The following is a 24,430-nucleotide window of genomic DNA, read 5'->3' as shown; positions in this document are numbered from 1 at the left end:
CAAAAAACCTCGCAACACACATCGTCTGGGATAGGGCTTAAATCCTGGTTTGCGATGGGTTCCCTTCTGGTTCCCTTCTTTTCTGCATGCAGTAGCCTGTGCCATTGGTAATGCCCAAAACATCTTTCTTAACTTTTTTTGGGCAGATTCCGGCTGTCCGGATGACCTTTTAATGTGTTGCTAAGTGGTGGCCGAACAGGACCTTCCCATTTTTTGGGATAATCTTTATCCCGTCTTGCCCTTTGTGTTCCCTGCCTATCGGTTCAGATAGACGATTCCCTGGGCCTGTGGCGTTGTCCCGTCCCCAAAATCTATGGTATAGTAGTATACTCCGTTGGGCAGTTTTCCATCCCCTAGGACAATGCCCCGGTCCGCACTGCCATCCCAGTCCGGTGTGCTTATGCTACCCCTGTACACTAAGGTGCCGTTACGGTCATAGACCGACATGGTATAATTGGGGTAATCGTCCTTTAACCAGGAAATGGAAAAGGTATCGTTGATTCCATCGCCGTTAGGGGAGAAGCCGAGTCTGTCCGCTTTCGGGGCTTCGCCACAATCCTGCATGGAAATCCTTACCACTACGGTAACAAGATTGGAGGTACATCCTTCGCTATCCTCCAACAATCCGTAATAGACCGTACCGTCCACAAGGGGAACATCACTTTCCAGCTCCACAGTATCGCCTTTTCCCAAATACCAGCGAAGCGTGCCGTTACCGGAGGCTGCCAAATCCGATACGGTGGGGTTTTCCAAAGTACAGAACCCCTGTTCGCCCACTACAACTAGTTCAGGAGCCCTCAGAACAAAGGCGGTTGTGGTGCCTGTAACGGTACAGCCATTGGCCAGGGCAACCCTGACGGTGAACTCTTCCCCGTCCGAAATATGGGTGACTTCCGGGTTTTGTAAGGTAGGGTCATCGAATAGGGCATCCCCATTACTGGTCCATAGCCATGAGGTCCCCAATTTGCTTATTTCTTCCAACTGTAAGGTGGAGCCCTCGCAGATCGGTCCGTTGTTGATAACAATGGCCAGTGGTGCGGTTGTGTCCAGAACCGTTACCGTGGCGGTGCAGTTGGCGGTGTTCCCACTTTTGTCGGTCACGGTAAGGGTCACCGTGTTGTCCCCTACATTGGAACAGTCAAAGGTGTATTTGTCCAGTGCAAGGGACAGGGTACCACCATTACTGTCAAATGAGCCATTGTCGATGTCAGATATGGTAATTGTTGTATTGTTCAGTACGTTCAGTTCCACGGTAATGTCCTGGCAAATGGCCGTGGGTGCCGTGCCATCCACCACGGTGACCGTGGTCTGGCAGGTTGCAATATTGCCACTATTGTCGGTCACCATTAGGGTCACTGTGTTCGCGCCCAGGTCCGTAGTCGTAAAGCTGTTTGGGGACACGCCAAGGGAAGCAATATCGCAGGCATCTTCGGAACCGCTGTCCACAAGGGCGGCATCCAGGTTGGCCGTTCCACCCGTACCCAATTGGAGCATCACGGCTTGGCACAATGCCGTCGGTTGGGTTATGTCCTTCACGATCACCGTGGCTTCACAACTGGCCGAGTTGTCACTACCATCGGCCACGATTAGGGTCACCGTGTTCGTTCCCACATCGGAACAGCCAAAGCTTGTTTTGTCCAGGGAAAGCGACAGGGTGTTACCACTATTGTCGGAGGAGCCATTGTCGATGTCCGTTGTATTGATTATTGCGCTGCCCAAAGCGTCCAGTTCCATGATAATGTCCTGACAAATAGGTGTGGGAACGATTTTATCCTCGACGGTCACGGTGGTGGTGCAGCTGTTTTCGTTCCCATTCAAATCGCTCACTGTTAGGGTCACTATGTTCACACCAATATCGAAGGCCGTAAAGTTGCTAGGGGACACGCCCAGGACAACGTTCCCACAGACATCGCTGGAACCATCATCCACAAGGGAGGCCTCCAGCATGGCCTGGCCGTCGGTATCCAGTTGGAGCGTCGTTACCTGACATACGGCAGTTGGCTGGATTTTGTCCTCAACAGTTACCGTAGCCTCGCAACTGGCCGTGTTGCTGCTGCCATCAACCACTGCTAGGGTCACCGTGTTGTCTCCAACATCGGAGCAGCCAAAGCTTGTTTTGTCCAGGGTAAGCGATATTGTGCCACTGTTGTCGGAAGAGTCGTTGTCTACATCTGATGTGGAGATTGTTGCATTGCCTGCCGCGTCCAATTGGACAGTGATGTTCTTGCAGGCCGCTATAGGGGCCGTGCCGTCCTCGATGGCGACCACGGACTGGCAGGTATTTGTATTGCTGCTGCCATCGGTTGCTGTAAGGGTCACTGTATGTAGGCCGACGGTAGTGAGGCTGCTCGTGGAAACACTCAATGAAATCGGGCAGTTATCGCTGGAACCATTGTCCAGAAGGTCAGGTGTCAAGGTGGTCGTACCATTAGCGCCCAATTCGAGCTGTACCAGCACCTTGCACAAAGCCGTTGGAAAAATTGTGTCCCGTACCGTTACCGTGGCTGTACAGGTGTCCGGGTTGCTGCTGGCATCGGTGACTGTTAAGGTCACCGTGTTGTCCCCCGCATCGGAGCAACTAAATTCGCTCTTATCCAGGGAAAGTGCCACCGCACCACTGTTGTCGGAGGAGCCGTTATCAATGTCTGCTGTTGTTATCGTTGTACTGCCCAAGGCGCCCAGTTCCACGCTAATGTCTTGGCAACTAGGTATGGGGACGATTTTGTCCACCACGGTCACAGTGCTAATACAGCTATCCATGTTCCCATTGGGGTCGGTCACCGTGAGGCTCACCGTGTTATCCCCGAGATGGGCGGTACTAAAGCTGGTTTCGGACAGATTCAGGGAAATCGGACAGTTATCACTGGAACCACTGTCCACCTCGTTGGTCGTCAGGGTAGCGGTGCCATTGGTATCCAGTTCGATTTCTACGGAATCCTTGCACAGGGCCGTTGGCTGGATTTTGTCCTCCACCGTTATCGTGGCTTCACAACTGGCCGAGTTACTACTGCCATCCGTTACCGTTAGGGTCACCGTGTTCGCTCCCACATCGGAACAGCCAAAACCTGTTTTGTCCAGGGAAAACGACAGGATGTTACCACTATTGTCGGATGAGCCGTTGTCGATGTCGGTTGTGGTGATTGTTGCGCTGCCCAAAGCGTCCAGTTCCAAGCTAATGTCCTGGCAAATAGGTGTGGGAACGATCTTATCCTCGACGGTCACTGTGGTGGTGCAACTGTTCTCGTTCCCATGGGGATCGGTCACCGTTAGAGTTACCATATTCGCACCGAGGTCGGAGACCACAAAGTTACTTGTGGACACGTTTAGCGAGACACTTCCACAGGTATCGCTGGAACCGTTGTCTACAAGGTTGGTCGTCAGGCTGGCCGTGCCATCGGTACCCAGTTGGAGCGTCGTTACCTGACATTCGGCAGTTGGTTGGATCTTATCCTCCACCGTTACCGTAGCCGTGCAGGTATTTGTATTGCTGCTGCCATCGGTCGCCGTAAGGGTCACCGTGTTGTCCCCCACATCGGAACAGTCAAAACTGGTCATGTCCAAGGAAAGCGATACCGTGCCGCTGTTGTCTGAGGACCCGTTGTCGATGTCCGATATGGTAATCATTGCGTCGCCTGCCGCGTCCAGTTCCACTGTAATGTCCCGGCAACCGGGAGTAGGGGCGATTTTGTCCACTACACTCACCGTACTAGTGCAACTGTTCGTATTGGAGCCCCCATCGGTTACCGTTAAGGTCACCGTGTTAGCACCGAGGTGGGTAGTACCAAAGCTGGTTTCGGACAGGCCCAGCGAAATCGGACAGTTATCACCCGAACCACCGTCCACGAGGGTGGTCGTCAGGCCGGCCGTGCCATCGTTGCCCAATTCGATTTCCACGGAAGCCATGCATAGCGCTGTGGGAGCGCTCTTGTCCTCCACTGTTACCGTCGCCTCACAATTGGCCGAGTTGCCGCTACCATCGGTTACTGTAAGGGTCACCGTCTTTTGGCCAAGATCGGAACAGCCAAAACTTGTTTCGTCCAGGGAAAGTGTAACTGTAGTACCACTGTTGTCATAAGAGTCGTTGTCAATGTCCAATGGGGAAATTGTCGCACTACCTGCCGTGTCCAGTTGTACGGTAACATCCTTACAAACGGCCGTGGGTGCCATACCGTCCGTAACGGTTACTGTGGTAATACAGTTGTCCGTATTGTTACTGCCATCGATTACTCTCAGGGTCACTGTGTGTGTGCCGACGGCCGTGAAGATATCAGGGAACACGTTTGCCGAGACACTACCGCAGGTATCACTGGAACCATCATCTACGTCTGACGTTACAATCGTCGCACTACCCGCCGCGTCTAGTTGTACAGTGGCACCCTTGCACAATGCCGTGGGCGTGACTTTGTCCTGCACGGTTACGGTGGCCGAGCAGCTGTCCGAGTTGCCACTGCCATCGGTTGCTGTCAGTGCTACGGTATGGTTCCCCACATCGGAACAGTCAAAACTGGTCGTGTCCATGGAAAGCGATACCGCGCCGCTGTTGTCTGAGGAGCCGTTATCGATGTCCGTGGTGGCAATCGTTGCACTGCCCGAGGCATCCAGTTGTATGGTGGTGTCCTTGCAGACTGCTGTTGGGACCGCCTCGTCGCTTACGGTGATTACGGACTGGCAGGTATTGGTATTGTTGCTATTGTCGGTCACGGTCAGGGTTACTGTGTGTATGCCAACCGTCGAGAAGTTAGTTTCGGATAGGCCCAACGAAATCGGACAGTTATCGCTGGAACCATCGTCCACATCATTGGTGATCAGGGTGGCGGTGCCATTGGTGCCCAGTTCAAGCTGTACCAACACCTTGCACAGTGCCGTGGGAGTGACTTTGTCCTCCACCGTTACTGCGGCCGTACAACTGTCCGAATTGCCACTGCCATCGCCTACGGTAAGGGTTACCCTATTGCTCCCCACATCGGAACAAACAAAACTGGTTTTGTCCAGGGACAGCGATACCGTACCACTGTTATCGGAGGAACCGTTATCAATGTCCGTGGTGGCAATCGTTGCGCTGCCCGAGGCGTCCAGTTCCACAGTAATGTCCTGGCAACTGGGTGTGGGGAGCATCTTATCCACTACGGTCACTGTAGTGGTGCAGGTGGCCGTGTTACTGCCATCGCTTACCGTCAGGGTCACTGTGTTGTCACCGAGGTGGGTGGTATCAAAGTTGGCTTGTGATAGGCCTAGGGAAATTGGACAGTTATCACTGGAACCATCGTCCATAGCATTGGTGGCCAAGGTGGCCGTACCATTGGTGTCCAGTTCGATTTCCACCGAGGTTTTGCAGGTGGCCGTCGGCTGGATTTTATCCTCCACCGTTACTGTGGCCGTACAGCTGTCCGAGTTGCCACTACCATCGGTTACGGTCAGAGTCATCGTGTTTTCCCCCACATTGGAACAGCCAAAGCTGGTTTCGTCCAGGGACAGCGATACCGTACCACTGTTGTCGGAGGAACCGTTATCAATGTCCGTAGTGGCAATCGTTGCGCTGCCCGAGGCGTCCAGTTCCACAGTAATGTCCTGGCAACTGGGTGTGGGGAGAATCTTATCCACTACGGTTACTGTGGCCGTGCAGGTGGCCGTGTTGTTGCTGCCATCCGTTACGGCAAGGGTCACCGTGTTTTCCCCCACATCGGAACAGTCAAAACTGGTCATGTTCAGGGAAAGCGATACCGTACCACTGTTGTCGGAGGAGCCGTTGTCGATGTCCGTTGTAGTGATCGTTGCACTGCCCGATGTATTCAGTTCCACGGTAATGTCCTGGCAACCCGGTGTGGGGAGAATCTTGTCCACTACGGTCACTGTGGTGGTGCAGGTGGCCGTGTTGCTACCATCGCTTACCGTCAGGGTCACCGTATTGGCACCGAGCTGGGTGGTACCAAAGCTGGTCTGGGAAAGTTCCAGGGAAATCGGACAGTTATCACTGGAACCATCGTCCACATCGTCGGTGGTCAGGATGGCCGTACCATCGGTGCCCAGCTCGATTTCCACTGCCGTTTTGCAGGTGGCCGTTGGTTGGAGCTTGTCCTCCACCGTTACCGTGGCGGTACAGTAGGCCGATTTGCCACTGCCATCAGTCACTGTCAGGGTCACCGTGTTTTCCCCCACATCGGAACAGTCAAAGCTGGTTTCGTCCAGGGAAAGCGATACCGTACCGCTGTTGTCGGAGGAGCCGTTATCAATGTCCGCGGTGGCAATCGTTGCGCTGCCCGAGGTATTCAGTTCCACGGTAATGTCCTGGCAACCGGGTGTGGGGAGAATCTTATCCTCTACGGTCACTGTGGTGCTGCAGGTGGCCGTGTTACTGCCATCGCTTACCGTAAGGGTCACGGTGTTACTACCGAGGTGGGTGGCATCAAAGCTGGTTTCGGACAGTTCCAGGGAAATGGAACAGTTATCACTGGAACCATTGTTTATAGCATTGGTGGCCAGGGTGGCCGTACCATTCGTGCCCAGTTCGATTTCCACCGAGGTTTTGCAGGTGGCCGTTGGTTGGATCTTGTCCTCCACCGTTACCGTAGCGGTGCAATTGTTGGTGTTGCCACTGCCATCGGTTGCTGTTAGGGTGACCGTATTGCTCCCCACATCGGAACAGCCAAAGCTTGTTTTGTTCAGATAAAGGGCAATGATGGTACCACTGTTATCGGAGGAGCCGTTGTCGATGTCGGTTGTGGTAATCGTTGCGCTGCCCGACGCACTTAGTTCCACAGAGGTGTTCTTGCAAACGGGCGTGGGGACGATTTTGTCCACCACGCTTACCGTGGCGGTACAGCTGTTCGTGTTGTTGCTGCCATCGTTGACCGTAAGGATCACTGTGTGCGTACCGACTGAGGTGAAACTGTTCTGGGACACATTCATTGAAACCGGGCAGTTATCACTGGAACCGTTGTCCACAAGGTCGGTCGTCAAGGTTGCCGTTCCATCGGTGCCCAGTTCGACCTCCACCGAAGTCTTACAGGCGGCCGTCGGCTGGATTTTGTCCTCCACCGTTACCGTAGCCGTACAACTATTGGTGTTGCTGCTGCCATCGCTCACTGTTAGGGTAACCGTGTTGTCCCCTACATCGGAACAACTAAAACTTGTCATGTCAAGGGAAAGGGTAATGGCGGTACCACTGTTGTCAGAGGAGCCGTTGTCGATATCGGTTGTAGTAATCGTTGCGCTGCCCGCCGCGCTCAGTTCCACGGTGACGTCCTGGCAACTGGGTGTGGGGACGATTTTGTCCACCACGCTTACCGTGGCGGTACAGCTGTTAGAGTTACTACTACCATCGGTCACCGCCAGGGTCACTGTATTATCACCAAGGCGGGAGGCATCAAAACTGGTATCGGACAGGCCCAGGGAAATGGAACAGTTATCATTGGAACCATCGTCCACATCGTCGGTGGTCAGGATGGCCGTTCCATTGGTGCTCAGTTCGATTTCCACTGCCGTTTTGCAGGTGGCCGTAGGCTGGATTTTGTCCTGCACGGTTACGGTGGCCGTACAGCTGTCCGAATTACTGCTGCCATCGGTTACCGTCAGGGTCACCGTATTGTCCCCCATATCGGAACAGCCAAAACTGGTTTTGTTCAGGGAAAGCGATACCGTGCCACTGTTGTCGGAGGAACCATTGTCGATATCCGATGTGGCAATCGTTGCATTGCCCGACGTATTCAGTTCCACGGTAATGTTTTGGCAACTGGGCGTGGGGACAATCTTATCCACTACGGTCACTGCGGTGGTGCAAGTAGCCGTGTTGCTGCCATCACCTACCGTCAGGGTCACCGTGTTGGCATCTAGGTGGGTGGAATCAAAGCTGGTTTCGGAAAGATTCAGGGAAATCGAACAGTTATCGCTTGAACCATCGTCCACATCGTTGGTGGTCAGGGTGGCCGTACCATCGGTGCCCAGTTCAATCTCTACTGCCGTTTTGCAGGCGGCCGTCGGCTGGAGCTTGTCCTGTACCGTAACCATGGCCGCACAATTGTTGGTATTGCTGCTGCCATCGATTACAATCAGGGTCACTGCGTTATCCCCTACATCGGAACAGCTAAAGCTGGTTTTGTCCAGGGCAAGGGACACTGAGCCGCTGTTGTCGGAGGAGCCATTGTCGATGTCCGAGGTGGTGATCGTTGCACTTCCAGAGGTGTTCAGTTCCACGGTAACGTTCTGGCAATTGGGGGTGGGGAGCATCTTATCCACTACAGTCACTATAGTGGTGCAAGTGTCTACAGTGCTGCCATCGCTCACCGTTAGTGTCACCATGTTGGCACCGAGGTCGGTGATACCAAAGCTGGTCTCGGACAGGCTCAATGAAATCCCACAACCATCGCTGCCCTTGTCCACAAGGTCGGTAGTCAGGGTGGCCGTACCCTCAGTTCCCAGTTGGAGCGTCACTACCTGGCATTTGGCCTCCGGATCGGCATCCGATAGGCTGTCACCGGTAATGTTGGCAAACACGGCACGCTGGGTGCGGGCTCTACAATAGACCAGACCATCAGCACCGATGGTAGGGAAATTGGGGAATTTGGAAGCATCATGGTAACCCTTGGTGTGCCAACCGATGAGAGTGGCATCCCAGTTGGCCACTGAAAGCCCGCTATTTTTGAGCATATTGACACCACCACTAATACCTTGCAAACTGGTCAATGCCCCCAAATCCCATTCGCCCAAGTCCTGGTCAAAGGCGGTTGCGCCATTGAACATTTCGCCCATATCGGTCACAATGGCCGTATTCCACGGACCGATGTCCTGGTCAAAAGCTTTCGCATTAGTAAACATAGCGCGCATATTGATCACTTTGACGGTGTTCCATAACCCGATGTTCCCGTTAAAGGCGGTTGCCTGATAAAACATGGCGTACATATTGGTAACGCTGCTAGTGTTCCACAAACCGACGTCCTGATCGAAGGCACTTGCATTCCAAAACATCTGACGCATATTGTCCACATTGCCGGTGTTCCAGGAACTAATATCCTTGTTAAAGGCATTTGCATTGGAAAACATGGCAGACATATCGGTCACATTACTTGTGTCCCAGGAACCGATATCCTGGTCAAAAGCAGTTGCGCCATTGAACATGTTGTCCATATCGGTCACCCCGCTGGTGTTCCAGGAACTAATGTCCTGGTTAGAGGTGATAGCGGCTGAGAACATGAAACGCATATCCGTAACACCGCCTGTATTCCACGAACCAATATCTTCATTAAAGACAGTTGCCCCAGAAAACATGAAGCTCATATCGGTCACGTTACTTGTGTTCCAGGTGGAGAAGCTCGTTGTCCCTTTAAGGGAGGTACAATTGGCAAACATTTGTTTCATACTGCCCACCTGACTCAAATCCGGGGTATCACTTGCCAGAATGTCCATATTGGTACAGCCCCAAAAGGCACCCGCCATGTCGGTCCAGGAGATACCGCTGCCCCACTGGTCCACCGAAAGCAACTTCTGCCTGTCATTGTCATCCGAATTATTGAAATGTATCCGCACCAGGCCCCCGGAACCAGAGGTATTGCGAAGGGCCACCTGTATCTCCCCAGCCTGATAACCCTCGGTGGTGACATCTATTTCTATGGTCGTGGTCTGGCCCGTTAGTTCATAGCTACCGTCATTGCCCAGGTCCACATCGTAGGTCCCCGAGGCGGGGATGATGATGGAGTTGTTATCGGACGAACCGAGTTTGGTCGTGTCCCAGGTGGTGACAAAAGTATCGGGATTCATGACGGTCACCGTGGTCTCGCAAGTATTTGTGCTCCCTTTGCTGTCGATTACCGTTAGGGTAACCGTATTCGCACCGAGGTCAGTGCGTGTGAAGCTGCTCTGCGACAAATTTAACGAGACGCTACCACCGCAGATAGCGCTGGAACCATCATCCACAAGGTTGACCGCCAGACTGGCCGTGCCATTGGTATCCAGTTGAATTGTCGCCATTTTGCACGAGGCCGAGGGAAGGGTTTTGTCCTCTACCGTAACCCTGCCCGCGCAGGTGGCCATATTGCCGACCTCGTCTGTCACCGTAAGGGTTACCGAATTCTGCCCCACATCGGAACAGTAGAAGGTGTCTTTGTTTACTGAAAAGGAGATAGTGCCAGCATTGTCGGATGAGCTGTCATCGATATCCGAGGCGGCAATCGTAACACTGCCCGTTGCATCCAGTTGTACGGTGATGTCCTTACAGCCTGCGTTTGGGGACCATTGATCATCCAAGACTACTAGGGTATGGCAGGTGTTTGTATTATCATTGGGATCAGTAACAGTAAGGGTCACAGGGTTCTCACCGAGGTCCGCTCCCGTGAAGCTACTTTTGGACAGGCTGAAAGAGACGTTCCCGCAGGTATCGCTGGAACCGTTGTCCACAAGATCCGTGGTCAAAATGGCGTTTCCGGTTTTATCCAGTTGGAGGAGTACCTGTTGATGGCATATGGCCGTCGGCAAGGTAGTTTCTGAACTGTCGCCGGTAATGTTAAAGCCTCTAGATATCAGTGCGGAACGCTGGGTAGTGGCCGTACAGTAGGTCAGGCCAGAGGCCCCAATGGTCACGTTATTGGTAAAGCCCTGGTTGTTCCAACCAATCAACGTGTTGTCCCAGTTGGTAACGGATAGCCTACTACCATTGAGCATATCAGTGCCACTGGTCACCTTTCCCAGGTACCAACCCCCCAAATCCTGGTCAAAGGCGCTCGCGCCATTGAACATCTGATCCATAACGGTCACCTTGCCGGTATTCCACAAACTGATGTTCTGGTCAAAGGCGCTCGCACCGTAAAACATATTGCGCATGGTGGTCACGTTGCCCGTGTTCCAGGAACCGATGTTCCCATTAAAAGCGGTTGCATTCCAAAATATGCCACTCATATCGTTCACACCACTGGTGTCCCAGGAGCCAATGTCTGCATTAAAAGTTGTCGTCCCATAAAACATGCCGCTCATATTGTTCGCACTGCTGGTGTTCCAGGAACTGATGTTTCCGTTAAAGACGGTTGCATTCAAAAACATGCCGTCCATCCGAATTACGCTGCCGGTGTCCCACGAGCCGATATCCCGGTTAAATACGGTTGCCCCATAAAACATACCTGACATACTGGTCACGTTGGCCGTGTTCCACGAATCGATGTTTCCGTTGAAGGCGATTGCACCCTCGAACATGAAGTCCATATTGGTCACACTGGCAGTGTTCCAGGAACTGAGGTTTCCATTAAAAGCGGTGGCACTTTTAAACATGGATTCCATCTGGGTCACACTTCCCATGTCCCAGGAACCGAGGTTCCCGTTAAAGGCAGTTGCACCATAGAACATATTGGTCATAGAGGTCACTTTGGCCGTGTTCCAGGAACTGATGTTCCCATTAAAGGCGGTAGCTCCCCGAAACATACCTTTCATATCCGTTACGTTGCCAGTGTCCCAGGGACTAATGGTCCCGTTAAAGGTGGTTGCGCCATAGAACATATTGGCCATAGTGGTCACCTTGGCCGTGTTCCAGGAACCGATGTCCCCGTTAAAGGAGGTTGCCTCCCAAAACATATAACTCATGTTGGTCACACCACCCAGATTGGGCGCGTCGGTCGCCTTAATTTCCAAATTGGTACAGCGATAGAATGCAAACGCCATTGAATTCCAGTATATGTCGCTGCCCCACTGGTCTACGGAAAGCAGTTTCTGCCGATCACCCGTATAGCTGAAATTTATCAAGTTCAGGGTTCCTGAACCGGAGGCGGCATTGCGAAGGGCCACTTTTATCTCTCCTGCGGGATAGCCGTGTGTGGTGACATCAACGACCAAAGTGTTGGTCTCTGTCCCAATCTGGTCCAGCAGTTCATAAGTTCCGTCATTGCCCAAGTCCACATCGTAGGTACCTTCGACGGGGATTGTGATAGAGTTACTATTGGACGTTCCGGGTTTGGTGGTGTCCCAGGTGGTCACAAATGCACCTGTGACCCGCTCCAAGGTCACCATAGTCTCACAAGTTTCTGTGTTTCCAACGGGGTCGGTCGCTGTTAGGGTTACCATTCTCGTACCAAGGTGGGCTGCCGTAAAGCTGCTCTGTGACAAACTCAGCGAAATCCCGCAGGCATCATTGGAACCGGTATCCACAAGGTCGGTCGTCAGGGTGGCCTTACCGTCGCTACCCAGACGGAGTGTTAATGCCGACTGGCAAAGGGCTGTTGGTTTGGTATTCTTCGGGCTGTCGCCGGTAAAGTTGAATTTCATTGCGGCACGCTCGGCTACTGCCTTGCAGTAGACCAATCCAGAAGCACCAATGGTGGGCGTATTGTTAAAACTCTGGGTAGACCAGCCGATGAGTGTGGCATCCCAGTTATCCATGGAGAGCCCACTCCCATTAAGCATACCGCCGCCACCAGACACCCCATCGCTCAACTGCCCCAGGTTCCAATCCTTCAGATTCCGATCAAAGGCACTTGCGCCGGAAAACATGTTTTGCATACTCGTCACCTTACCCGTGTTCCAGGAACCGATGTTCTGGTTAAAGACGCCTGCGTAAGAAAACATGGAGCTCATATCGGTCACCTTTTCTGTATTCCAGGAACCAATATCCTGGTTAAAGACAGTTGCGTAAGTAAACATGGAGGCCATATCGGTCACCTCGCCCGTGTTCCATGAACCGATGTTCTGGTCAAACGTGTTTGCATTCCAAAACATGGAGGCCATATCGGACACACTGCTGGTGTCCCAGGAACCGATATTCTGGTTAAAGCCGGTTGCAAGGAAAAACATCCCTTCCATCCGGGTCACGTTGCTGGTGTTCCATGAACCGATGTCCTGGTCAAAGGCGGTCGCGTTCCAAAACATATAATGCATATCGGACACACTGCTGGTGTTCCAGGAACCAATGTCCTGGTTAAAGGCAGTTGCAAAGTAAAACATCCCGTCCATCCGGGTCACCTCGGCCGTGTTCCAGGAACCGATGTCCTGATCAAACGCGGTTGCACCATAGAACATATTGGCCATGGTAGTTACCTTGGCCGTATTCCAGGAACCAATGTCCTGGTCAAATGTGGTTGCACCATAGAACATATGGGCCATGGTAGTTACTTTGGCTGTATTCCAGGAACCGATGTCCTGGTTAAAGGTGGTTGCTCCTCGGAACATCTGATCCATGTCGGTAACATTACTGAGGTTGGGGACATCTGTGGCTTTGACCTCTAAATTGGTGCAGCCATAAAATGCACCTGCCATGGTGCTCCAAGCGATGCCACTGCCCCATTGGTCTACGGAAAGTAGCTTCTGTGGGTCACCTGTATTGTTGAAATGTATCCTGGTCAAATCCCCAGTACCCGAGGTGGCATCCCGAAGGGCCACTTGTATCTCTCCTGCGGTATGGTTATAGGTGGTCACATTTACGATTAGGGGCTCGGCCGCGGTCCCGGTCTGGTCCAGCAGTTCATAGGTACCATCATTCCCCAGGTCCACATCGTACGTCCCTATGGCGGGAATGGTGATGGAGTTCCCATTGGACGTGCCGGATTTGCTCGTATCCCAGGTAGTGACAAATACGCTTGCAGGATTTTCTACGGTCACCGTGGTCTCACAAGTATTTTCATTCCCGTTGGAATCGATTACTGTAAGGGTTACCGTGTTCGAACCCATATCGGAGGCCGTGAAAATGCGCTGCGATAGACTTAACGAGGTGATTCCGCAGGCATCACTGGAACCGTCGTCCACAAGGGTGGTTGTCAATGTGGGCACACCGTTGGTGCCCAATTGGAGTGTCACTCCCTGGACACAACTGGCCATTGGCAAGGTAGTCTCCGCACGATCGCCGATAAAGGTGAAGGTCGTCATTGCGGCACGTTCTGTGCCAGCCCTACAGTAAACCAATCCGGACGCACCAATGGTCAAGGTATTGGTAAAGTCCTTCTTCTCCCAACCGATCAACGTGGCATCCCAATTATTAATGGAGAGCCCACTATTGTCGAGCATGGAACTGCCATTGGTCAACTTTCCCATGTCCCAATCCCCCAGGTTCTGGTCAAAGTTGCTCGCGTTAATGAACATACTGCTCATATTGGTCACCTTGCCCGTGTTCCAGGAACCGATGTCCTTATCAAAGTTGCTTGCTCCGGAGAACATACCGTTCATGACAAGTGCGTTGGATACATCCCAGGAACCGATGCCCCCATTGAAAGCCGTTGCACCCTTGAACATGCCGGTCATAAGGGTCACGTTGGAGACGTTCCACAAACTGATATCATCATTAAAGGCCCTTGCACTATTGAACATGGCATTCATATTGGTTACGCCGGAGGTGTTCCAGGAACCGATGTCCCCATTAAAGGCGTGGGCACTCCAGAACATGGCATTCATATTGGTCACCTTGCTGGTGTTCCAGGTGTCGAAGTATTGCGTCCCAGTAAGTGCCGTGCATCCTGCAAACATTTGGGACATATTGGTGACCTTGCCTAGGTTGGGGGCGTCGGTGGCCTTCACTTGCAGATTGGTACAGTTGACGAATGCATCTTCCATGGTGCTCCAGAAGATAAAGCTGCCCCATTGGTCCACGGAGAGCAGCTTCTCCCTATCGCTCGTTTGGAACTGAGGGAAATTTATCCTGGTCAGGTCCCCGTTCCCAGAAGCCGCATCCCGCAGGCCCACGGCTATCTCCCCGGCTGTATACTTCGCATTGGTCGTAGGGTTGGTGTAGGCGGTCACGGTCACGGTAATGGACCCTGTCTGGTCAAACAGATCGTAGGTACCATCATTGCCCACGTCCACATCGTAGGTCCCTGAGGCAGGGATGCGGATGGAGTTGCTATCGGACAGGCCGGACTGGGTGGTATCCCAGGTGGTCACGAACACGTTTTTGGAATCCGCAATCACGGTCACAGTGGCCGTGCAGGTGTTCCAGTTCCCATTGGGGTCGGTCACCGTAAGGGTCACCGTGTTGGTACCGAGGTCGGCACCCGTGAAGTTGGTCTTGGACACGCTCAGTGAGACGGCTCCGCAGGCATCGTAAGAACTGTTGTCCACATGCTCGGGCGTAAGTTCAATCCCCATGGGAAGCGTCACTGCCTTGCATTGTACAATGGGTTTGGTGGTTTCCGAACTGTCGCCGGTAATGTTGAGGGTCAGTGCGGCACGCTCGGTTCCGGCGGTGCAGTAGATCAGTCCCGAGGCCCCAATGGTGGAAGTGTTGGTGAATTCTTGTTTGTGCCAACCGACTAGTGTGGCGTCCCAATTCTCCGTGGAGAGCCCACTGCCGTTGAGCATGGCGGCGCCACTGGTCACCTTTGCCATGTTCCAATTGCCCAGCTCCTGGTCAAAGGCACTTGCGCCATTAAACATGCTGCCCATATTGGTCACCTCGTTTGTATTCCACGAACCGATGGCCTGATCAAAGGCGCTTGCGCCATTAAACATGCTGCCCATATTGGTCACCTCGTTTGTATTCCACGAACCGATGGCCTGATCAAAGGCGCTTGCGCCATAGAACATATAGCCCATAGTGGTCACGCTTTCCGTGTTCCAGGAACTGATGTCCCGATTAAAGGCCGTTGCGCCATAAAACATGTTGTCCATTCGGATCACGCTGCTGGTATTCCAGGAGCCGATGTCCGCATTAAAGGCCGTTGCGCCGTAAAACATGCTGTCCATCCAGGTCACGTTTCCCGTATTCCACGAACCGATGGCCACATTAAACGCACGTGCGCTATTGAACATGGCCCTCATATTGCTTACACTGGCTGTATTCCACGAACTGATGTCCGCATTAAAGTTGCTCGCGTTAATGAACATAAAGTTCATATTGGCCACACTGCCCGTGTCCCAGGAACCGATATCCTGATTAAAGGCGGTTGCGCCATAGAACATATAGCCCATATCGGTAACGCTGCTGGTATTCCAGAAACCAATGGCCCGATTAAAGACGGTAGCGCCACTAAACATACCACCCATGTCAATCACACTGGTGGTATTCCAATTGGAGAAATTGTTTGTTGTCGTTCCCTTGAGGGAGGTGCATCCGGAAAACATATAGCTCATATCGGTCACATTGCTGAGGTCGGGAGCGTCGGTTGCCAGCACGTCTAAATTGACACAATTGGCAAATGCATTCTCCATGGTGCTCCAGGAGATATCAGTACCCCATTGGTCCACGGAGAGCAGCTTCTGTTTGTCGTCCGTTTGGAGTGTCGCAAAACGTATCCCGGTCAGGTCTCCGGAACCAGAGGTGGCATTGCGGAGCGCTACCCGTATTTCCCCAGCGATATGGTTATGGGCGGTGACGTCGATGGTTATGGGTCCCGTTTGGTCCAGCACTTCAAAAAAACCATCATCACCCAAATCCACATCGTAAGTCCCTGAGGCTGGGATGCGGATGGAGTTCCCATCGGATATACCAGGTTTGGTCGTATCCCAGGTGGTGACAAAGGTGGTCGGGGGATACGCTACTACGGTCACCGTGGCATCACAGTTGTCTGTCTTGCTGTTGCCATCGGTTATGGTCAGGGTGACCGTATTTGCGCCCAAGTGGGCGGTGGTGAAATTGGTTTGGGACAGACCCAGCGAGAAGCCTCCGCAGGCGTCACTACCGTTGTCCACAAGGTCGGTCGTTAGGGTAGCCGTGCCGTTGAGGCCCAGTTGGAGTGTCAGCGACTTGCATTCCGCCTTCGGGTCAGAGTCTGATAGCCTGTCTCCCGTAAAAGTGAAGGGCAGCGCGGCACGCTCGGCAAAAGCCTTGCAGTAAACCAGTCCAGAGGCCCCAATGGTAGGGGTGTTGGTGAATTCCTCCTCGTGCCAGCCGACGAGTGTGGCGTCCCAGTTGTCCACGGAGAGCCCACTGTTTTTTAGCATGTCAATGCCACTGATTAACTGCCCCAGGTCCCAATCCCCAAGGTTCCGATCAAAGGTTCGTGCACTAAAAAACATGGAGACCATATTGGTTACCTTGCTTGTGTTCCAGGAACCAATGTCCCCGTTAAAGGTGTACGCGTTGCCAAACGTACCCTCCATATCAGTCACGTTACTGGTGTTCCAGTTGGAGAAGCCCGTTGTTCCTTTAAGTGACATACACCACTTAAACATGTCGCTCATATCGGTCACACTGCTCAGGTCGGGAGCATCGGTCGCCTTGACCTCCAGATTGAGACAACCGTTAAATGCACCCTCCATAGAGCTCCAGGATATGCTGCTGCCCCATTGGTCCACGGAAATTAGCTTCTGCTTGTCGCCCCCATTATTGAAATGTATCCTACTAAGGGTCCCTTTCCCGGAGCTTGCATTCCTAAGGGCCACCTTTAGGTCCCCGGCGGAATAGCCGTGTTTGGTAACATCTATGGTGGTGGTCCCGTACTGGTCCAGTAGTTCATAGGTACCATCATTGCCCAGGTCCACATCGTAGGTCCCCGTGGCGGGGATGGTGATGGAGTTGCCGTCGGAGGTGCCCGGTTCCCTTGTGCCCCAGGTGGCGATAAATGGTGTTGTGGGAAGATCCAGTACATGCACCTGGGTTGTACAGCTACTTAGCCAGCTAACAGGGGTGGTATTGTCTCTCGCAGTCAAGGTGACCGTCTTAACACCAACATCGGCGGTGGTAAAATTGCTCTTGGACAAGCGCAAGATGTTGATCCCACAAGTACTACTGGAACCATTGTCCACCTCGTCAGTCGTCAGACTGGCCGTGCCGTTGGCGTCCAATTGCAGTATGATCTTATCCTTGCAACGCGCCGTTGGCGGGGTACTGTTCTTTTCGTCATCGTAAATGTTGAGGCTATGGCGTATCAATAACTCACGTTCGTCAGCAGCTTTGCAGTAGACCAGTCCATGAGCGCCAATGTCGGGGGTATTGGTGAAGTACTGGCTGTGCCAACCGATCAGCGTGGCGTCCCAGTTTTCACCCGAGAGCCCACTTCCGCTGAGCATGCTCCTGCCATTGGTCACCTGCCCCATATCCCAATCGCCAAGACTCTGATCAAAGACGCTTGTGCCACTGAACATGCGTAGCATATTAGTTACATTGCTTACGTTCCAGGTAGCGAAACTGTCATTCCCCTTAAGTGAGGAGCATCCGTTAAACATATATGACATATTGGTCACCTTGCTCAGGTCAGGAGCGTCAGTCGCGAGAACGTCCAGATTGGTACACAAGAGAAATGCTTCCACCATAGTACTCCAGGATATGCTGCTGCCCCATTGGTCCACGGAAAGTATCTTATTTTGGTCGGTTTCATAACTTAACTTTATCCTTGTCAGGGTACCGGCCCCGGAAGCGGCATTGCGAAGGCCAATTTGTATTTTTCCGGCGGAATAGTTGTAGGCGGTCACATCCACATCAATGGTCCCGCTTTGGTCCAGCAATTCATAAGTGCCGTCATTACCCAGGTCCACATCGTAGGTGCCCGTGGCGGGGATACGGATGGAGTTACTATTGGACACACCGGAGTTGGTCGTGTTCCAGGTGGTGACAAAAATGCTTGTAGGATAGGCGACCACATTCACTGCGGTCTCGCAGGTATTGGTGTTGCCATTGCCGTCAGTTACCGTTAGGGTGACTGTGTTCACCCCCAGATCGGCAGTCGTGAAGTTCCTTCGGGACAGGCTCCGCGAAGCAATCCCGCAGGCATCGCTGGAGCTGGTCTCCACAAGATCGGTCGTTAAGGTAGCCGTGCCATTGGTACCCAGTTGGAGCTCCAATGTTGCCTTGCATGTGACCATCGGCCTGGTCGTCCCTGCACTGTCACCTGTGATGTTGAGGGTAAGTGCAGCGCGCTGGGGACCGGCTTTGCAATAGACCAGTCCGGATGCTCCAATAGTAGCCGTGTTGGTAAAGTTCTGGTTGTACCAACCAATCAGTGTGTTGTCCCAGTTGGTGGTGGAGAGCCCACTACGGCTGAGCATATTACCTCCATTGAGCAACGCCCTCAAGTCCCAATTCCCCAGATTCTGATTAAAGGCAGTGGCATTATAAAACATGTTGCCCATAACGATCACACTGCTTACGTTCCAGGTCCCGATGTTCTGGTTAAAGGCACTTGCGTTCTCAAACATGGAGACCATTGTGATTACCTCGGCCGTGTTCCAGGAACCAATGTTCTGGTTAAAGGCGGTTGCGCCAGAAAACATGGCTTCCATAGTGGTTACGCTGGTCGTATTCCAGGAACCGATGTTTTGGTTAAAGGTGCTCGCGCCATAGAACATGCCTGCCATATTGGTCACTTTGGCCGTATTCCAGGAACCGATGTCCCCATTAAAGGCGGTTGCTCCGGCAAATAGCAGTCTCATACTGGTCAGGTTGGCCAGGTCGGGAGCGTCGGTGGCCTTAACCTCCAGATGGGTACAACCGCGAAATGCACTGTCCATGGTACTCCAGGAGATGTTGCTTCCCCATTGATCCACGGAACGTATTTTATCCTTATCGCCCGAATTGTTGAAATGTATCCTTTCCAGGGTCCCATTTCCGGAAGCTGCATTGCGAAGGGCGACCTGTATTTCCCCGGTGGTATGGCCATGGGAAGTGACATCTATGGTAGTGGTCCCGGTCTGGTCCAACAGTTCAAAACTGCCGTCATTGCCCAGGTCCACATCATAGGTTCCTTCGGCGGGAATGGTGATGGAGTTCCCGTTGGACGTTCCGGAATTGGTGGTATTCCATGTGGTGACAAATACGCTTGCGGAATTTGTACTGCCCACTACGGTGACCGTAGTCTGACAGGTCGATGTCTTGCTGTTGCCATCGGTGACGGTCAGCGTCACTGTGTTCGCACCGAGGTCGGCAGTTGTAAAGCTGCTCGGGGACACGTCCAGTGTGGTATTCCCACAGGTAAACGAATCGTCTTCCACAAGGGCAGCCGGCAGGGTCACCGTACCATTGAGATTCAGTGCGATGGTTGTCTCCCTGCATTCAGCTATTGGGAGGGTATCCGACAGGATATCACCGCTAAAGGTGAAAGTCGTCATTGCGGAACGTTCGGCTTGGGCCTCACAGTATTCCAGTCCGGAAGCGCCAATCGTAACGGTGTTGGCAAAGCTCTTTTTGTGCCAACCGATCAGTGTGGCATCCCAGTTGCCCATGGAAAGTCCACTGTTGTTGAGCATAGCGGTGCCGTTGCTCAACAGCGCCAGATTCCAGTCTGCCAAATCCTGATCAAAGGCAGTTGCGCCAGAAAACATGGATTGCATATTGGTCACGCTACCCACATCCCAAAAACCGATATCCACATTAAAGGTGGTTGCGCCAGAGAACATGTCACCCATATTGGTCACCTTGGCTGTCTCCCAGGAATCGATATTTTGGTTAAAGGCGGTTGCGTTGGAAAACATGCTACCCATATTGGTCACCTTGGCTGTCTTCCAGGAATCGATATTTTGGTTAAAGGCGGTTGCGTTGGAAAACATGGAACCCATATTGGTCACCTTGTCGACATTCCACGAAGCAAGGCCCTGGTTAAAGGCAGCCGCACTATCGAACATACCGCCCATGTTGGTCACGTTGGCGGTGTTCCAGGAGCTAATGTTCTGGTTAAAAGTGGTTGCGCCGTTGAACATGGAACCCATATTGGTCACCTTAGCCACATTCCAGGAACCAATGGCCCCATTAAAGGCAGCTGCTTTATAAAACGTTTGGTCCATGGTGGTCACACTGCCGGTGTCCCACGAACCGATGTCCTGGTCAAAGGCGGTCGCTTCCTGAAACAGCCCCCGCATAGTGGTCACAGTGCTGGTGTTCCAGGAACCGATATCCTGATTAAAGGCAGTTGCACCAGAGAAGGCATAGGACATATCGGTAACACTGCCCGTCTCCCATGAACCGATATCGGCATCAAAAGCAGTTGCGCCATTGAACATATTGCCCATATTGGTCACGTTACTTGTGTTCCAGGAACCGATGTCTTTGTCAAAAGTGGTTGCATTCCAAAACATCCAGCTCACATCGGTTACACCGCTCGTATTCCAGGAACCGATGTTCCCGTTAAAGGCACTTGCCCCGGCAAACATCCCTACCATGGTTGTCACTTGGGCGGTGTTCCAGTTGGAGAAACCTGTAGTTCCCGTAAGTGTCGTACAACTGGAAAACATCTGACCCATATTGGTCACGCTGCCCAGGTTGGGCGTGTCCGTGGCCTTAACCTCCAGATTGGTACAACCGTGAAATGCCCTGTGCATTGTACTCCAAGCTATCCCACTGCCCCATTGGTCCACAGTAATCAGCTTTTGCCTATCGTTCCTATTGTTGAAATGTATCCTGGTCAATGTTCCGGAACCGGAGGCGGCATTGCGGAGGGCCACCTGGATCTCCCCAGCGGTATAATTATGGGTGGTGACATTGATGGTAGTGGTCCCCGTCTGGTCCAACAGTTCAAAGGAGCCATCATTGCCCAAATCTACATCATAGATCCCCTCAGCAGGGATGGTGATGGAGTTGCTATCGGACGAGCCGGATTTGGTGGTATCCCAGGTAGTAACAAATACTCTTGTGGTATAATTTATCACGGTCACGTTGGCATGGCAAGTGTCCGAGTTGTTGTTGGAGTCGGTCACCGTTAGGGTAATCGTTTCCGTACCAATATCGTTGGTCGTAAAGGTGGTTTTGGATAACCTGAACGAAATGCTGCTGCAGGCATCGCTGGAACCGTCATCCACAAGGTTGGCCGCCAGAGTGGAGCTGCCACTGGGGCCTATGACGAGATCGACCGGCTTGCATTTAACCACCGGCTTGATGGTTTCTGCACCGTCACCAGTGATTCTGAGGGCCAGTGCGGCACGTTCGGTGGCAGCCTCACAGTATTCCAGCCCAGAGGCGCCGATGGTGACATTATTGGCCAAGGTCTGTTTATACCAACCGATCAGGGTGGCGTCCCAGCTGGCTATGGAGAGCCCGCTGTTGTTGAGCATATTTGTGCCATCGCCCAACAGTGCCAGATTCCAGTTCCCTAAATTCTGATCAAAGGCGGTTGCATTCAAAAACGTGGAATTCATGTTCGTCACGCTGCTTGTGTTCCAGGAACCGATGTCCACATTAAAAGTGCTTGCGCCATTGAACATGTTTCCCATATCGCTGACACTACTTGTGTTCCAACTGGAGAAATTATCCGCCGTTCCCTTTAGGGAGGTGCATCCGGAAAACATCTGGCCCATATCGGTTACATTGCTTAGGTCGGGGGTGTCGATTGCCAGAACGTCCAGATTGACACAGTTGATAAATGCATTCTCCATGGTACTCCATGAAATGTTGTTGCCCCATTGGTCCACAGAGAGAAGTTTCTGCTTGTCGTCCGTAACATTTGGGGCAAAATATATTCTGGTCAGGGCTCCGGAACCGGAAGAGGCATTGCGGAGGGCCACTTGTATTTTTCCTGCAGTATAGTTATAAGTGGTGACATTTATGGTTGTGCTCCCGGTCTGGCCCGTGAGTTCATAGCTGCCGTCATTGCCCAGGTCTACATCATAGGTCCCCTCAGCAGGAATGGTAATCGAGTTGCTATCAGACGAGCCGGGTTTGGTCGTATCCCAGGTAGTGACAAAGAGGTTGGGGGGAAGCTCCAATATATTCACTATGGTCTCGCAGGTGTTGGTATCGCCATCATTGGCGGTTACCGTTAGGGTGACCGTATTCGCACCAATGTCAGAGGCCGAGAAACTGTATTGGGACAAGCCCAGTGAGGTAATCCCACAGGTATCGCTGGAACCGTCGTTTACAAGATCTTCCGTCAGGCTGGCGGTATCGTTGAGGTCCAGCCGTAGCGTCAACGTCTGCACACACTTGGCCGTTGGTGGGGTAGCTTCTGCGCTGTCGCCTGTAATGTTGAGGCCATTGCGTATCAGCTCGGCACGCTCGGCGCCGGCTTTGCAGTAGACCAGTCCGGAAGCCCCAATGGTGAGGGTATAGGTGAGGACTTTGCGATGCCAACCGATCAGGGTATCATCCCAATTGTCCATGGAAAGCCCACTGTTATTGAGCATAGTGGAACCAGTTTTCAACTGCCCCAGGTCCCATTCGCCCAGGTTCTGATCAAAGGCAGTTGCGTTCTGAAACATGCCATACATGGTGGTCACACCACTGGTGTTCCAGGAACCGATATTTTGGTCAAAAGCACTTGCCTGCCCAAACATAAAGGACATATTGCTCACACTTGCCGTATTCCAGGAACTGATGTCTTCGTTAAAGGAACTTGCACCCATAAACATGGATTGCATGGTAATGACACTACTGGTGTTCCAAGAACCGATATCCCCGTTAAAGTCCCATGCCAGAAAGAACATACCGACCATTGTGGTCACTTTGGCCGTGTTCCAGTTGGAGAAACCCTTGGACCCGGTAAGTGACCTACAGTTGTAGAACATATTGGAAAGACTGGTCACTTTGCTTAGGTCGGGAGCATCGGTCGCCTTGACCTCCAGATTGGTACAGCCAGAAAATGCTTCCGCCATGGTGCTCCAGGAGATACTGCTTCCCCATTGGTCCACGGAAAGCAACTTCTGCTGGTCACCCGCATTGTGGAAATGAATCCTATCCAGGGTACCCGCACCAGAGATGGCATTACGAAGGGCCACCTGTATCTCCCCAGCGGCATAGCCGTGGATTTTGGTCAAATCTATGGTAATGGTTCCGTTCTGGTTCAGCAGTTCATAGCTTCCATCGTTGCCTACATCCACATCGTAAATCCCCGTGGCGGGGATGGTGAGGGAATTATCATCGGAAGTGCCAGGTTTGGTCGTATTCCAGGTAGTAACAAACGCACTTTGGGCGCACAGTCCTGAGGTAACCAACAAGCAAGTGAAAAAGATAAGCAGGGGCCTTCTTAGGCCCATAACGTGATTTGTTCTTATTAGGGATGATGCCTCAAAGCGTTTGAGTAAAGGCATCGATCTTGGATTGATCAGTACTGTAACAAGGGAAGGGAACGTTTTCGATTTCGCTCCAAGGGTTATAGTTTGGGTTTTACGGCGGGATGGAAGAAATGGGCATAAAGAAGATGTGGGGTGTCCAGAACATTCCAAACCCCATACTCTCGACAACATTCTGGACATGGTTTTCCTGTAATTTCCCAAAACGGTCGGTATCTTAAAATCCAATCTTTCCAAATCATCCAATTGACCTAAACCACCGTTTTGAAACCGGAGATTTTTCCAGGTCTTTCGCGTGGGAGGGTCTCATGGGAATTTTCCTCTTCAATCGCCACTAATGCACATAAATAAATGCACATAAATACTGGTAAAACAAAAATACTTCCCTTGGGACCAAAGCCTTAATTGTAATGTAACAGGCGTTGCTATTTGAAAACAAATGGGATCCACGATCTGGCTTTACCGCCAAATGATGCATTTGGAACGGGGTTTGTCATTGTTTGCTGTCCAAAGCAAAGGGAATGCTTTTTGATAATCTTGATGGTAATTTGGTCAGGATAGGATTATAAAAACTTCTGAGAATAGATACAAAGAGTGGGCAGGT

1 protein-coding gene is annotated in these 24,430 nt (G+C 52.3%); it reads right to left on the bottom strand.

Going from position 1 to position 24,430, the window contains the following annotated elements; translation table 11 throughout:
- Positions 1-255: 255 nt before the first annotated feature.
- Entirely contained in the window at positions 256-23,844 is a 23,589-nt protein-coding gene (locus tag L0P88_RS02300) for a BspA family leucine-rich repeat surface protein (protein WP_247133026.1), read from the bottom strand.
- Positions 23,845-24,430: the final 586 nt, after the last annotated feature.

The sequence above is a fragment of the Muricauda sp. SCSIO 64092 genome (genome assembly GCF_023016285.1).
Taxonomy (GTDB): domain Bacteria; phylum Bacteroidota; class Bacteroidia; order Flavobacteriales; family Flavobacteriaceae; genus Croceivirga.
The sequence above is the reverse complement of the archived record's forward strand: the minus strand, read 5'-3'. Positions and strand labels throughout refer to the sequence as shown.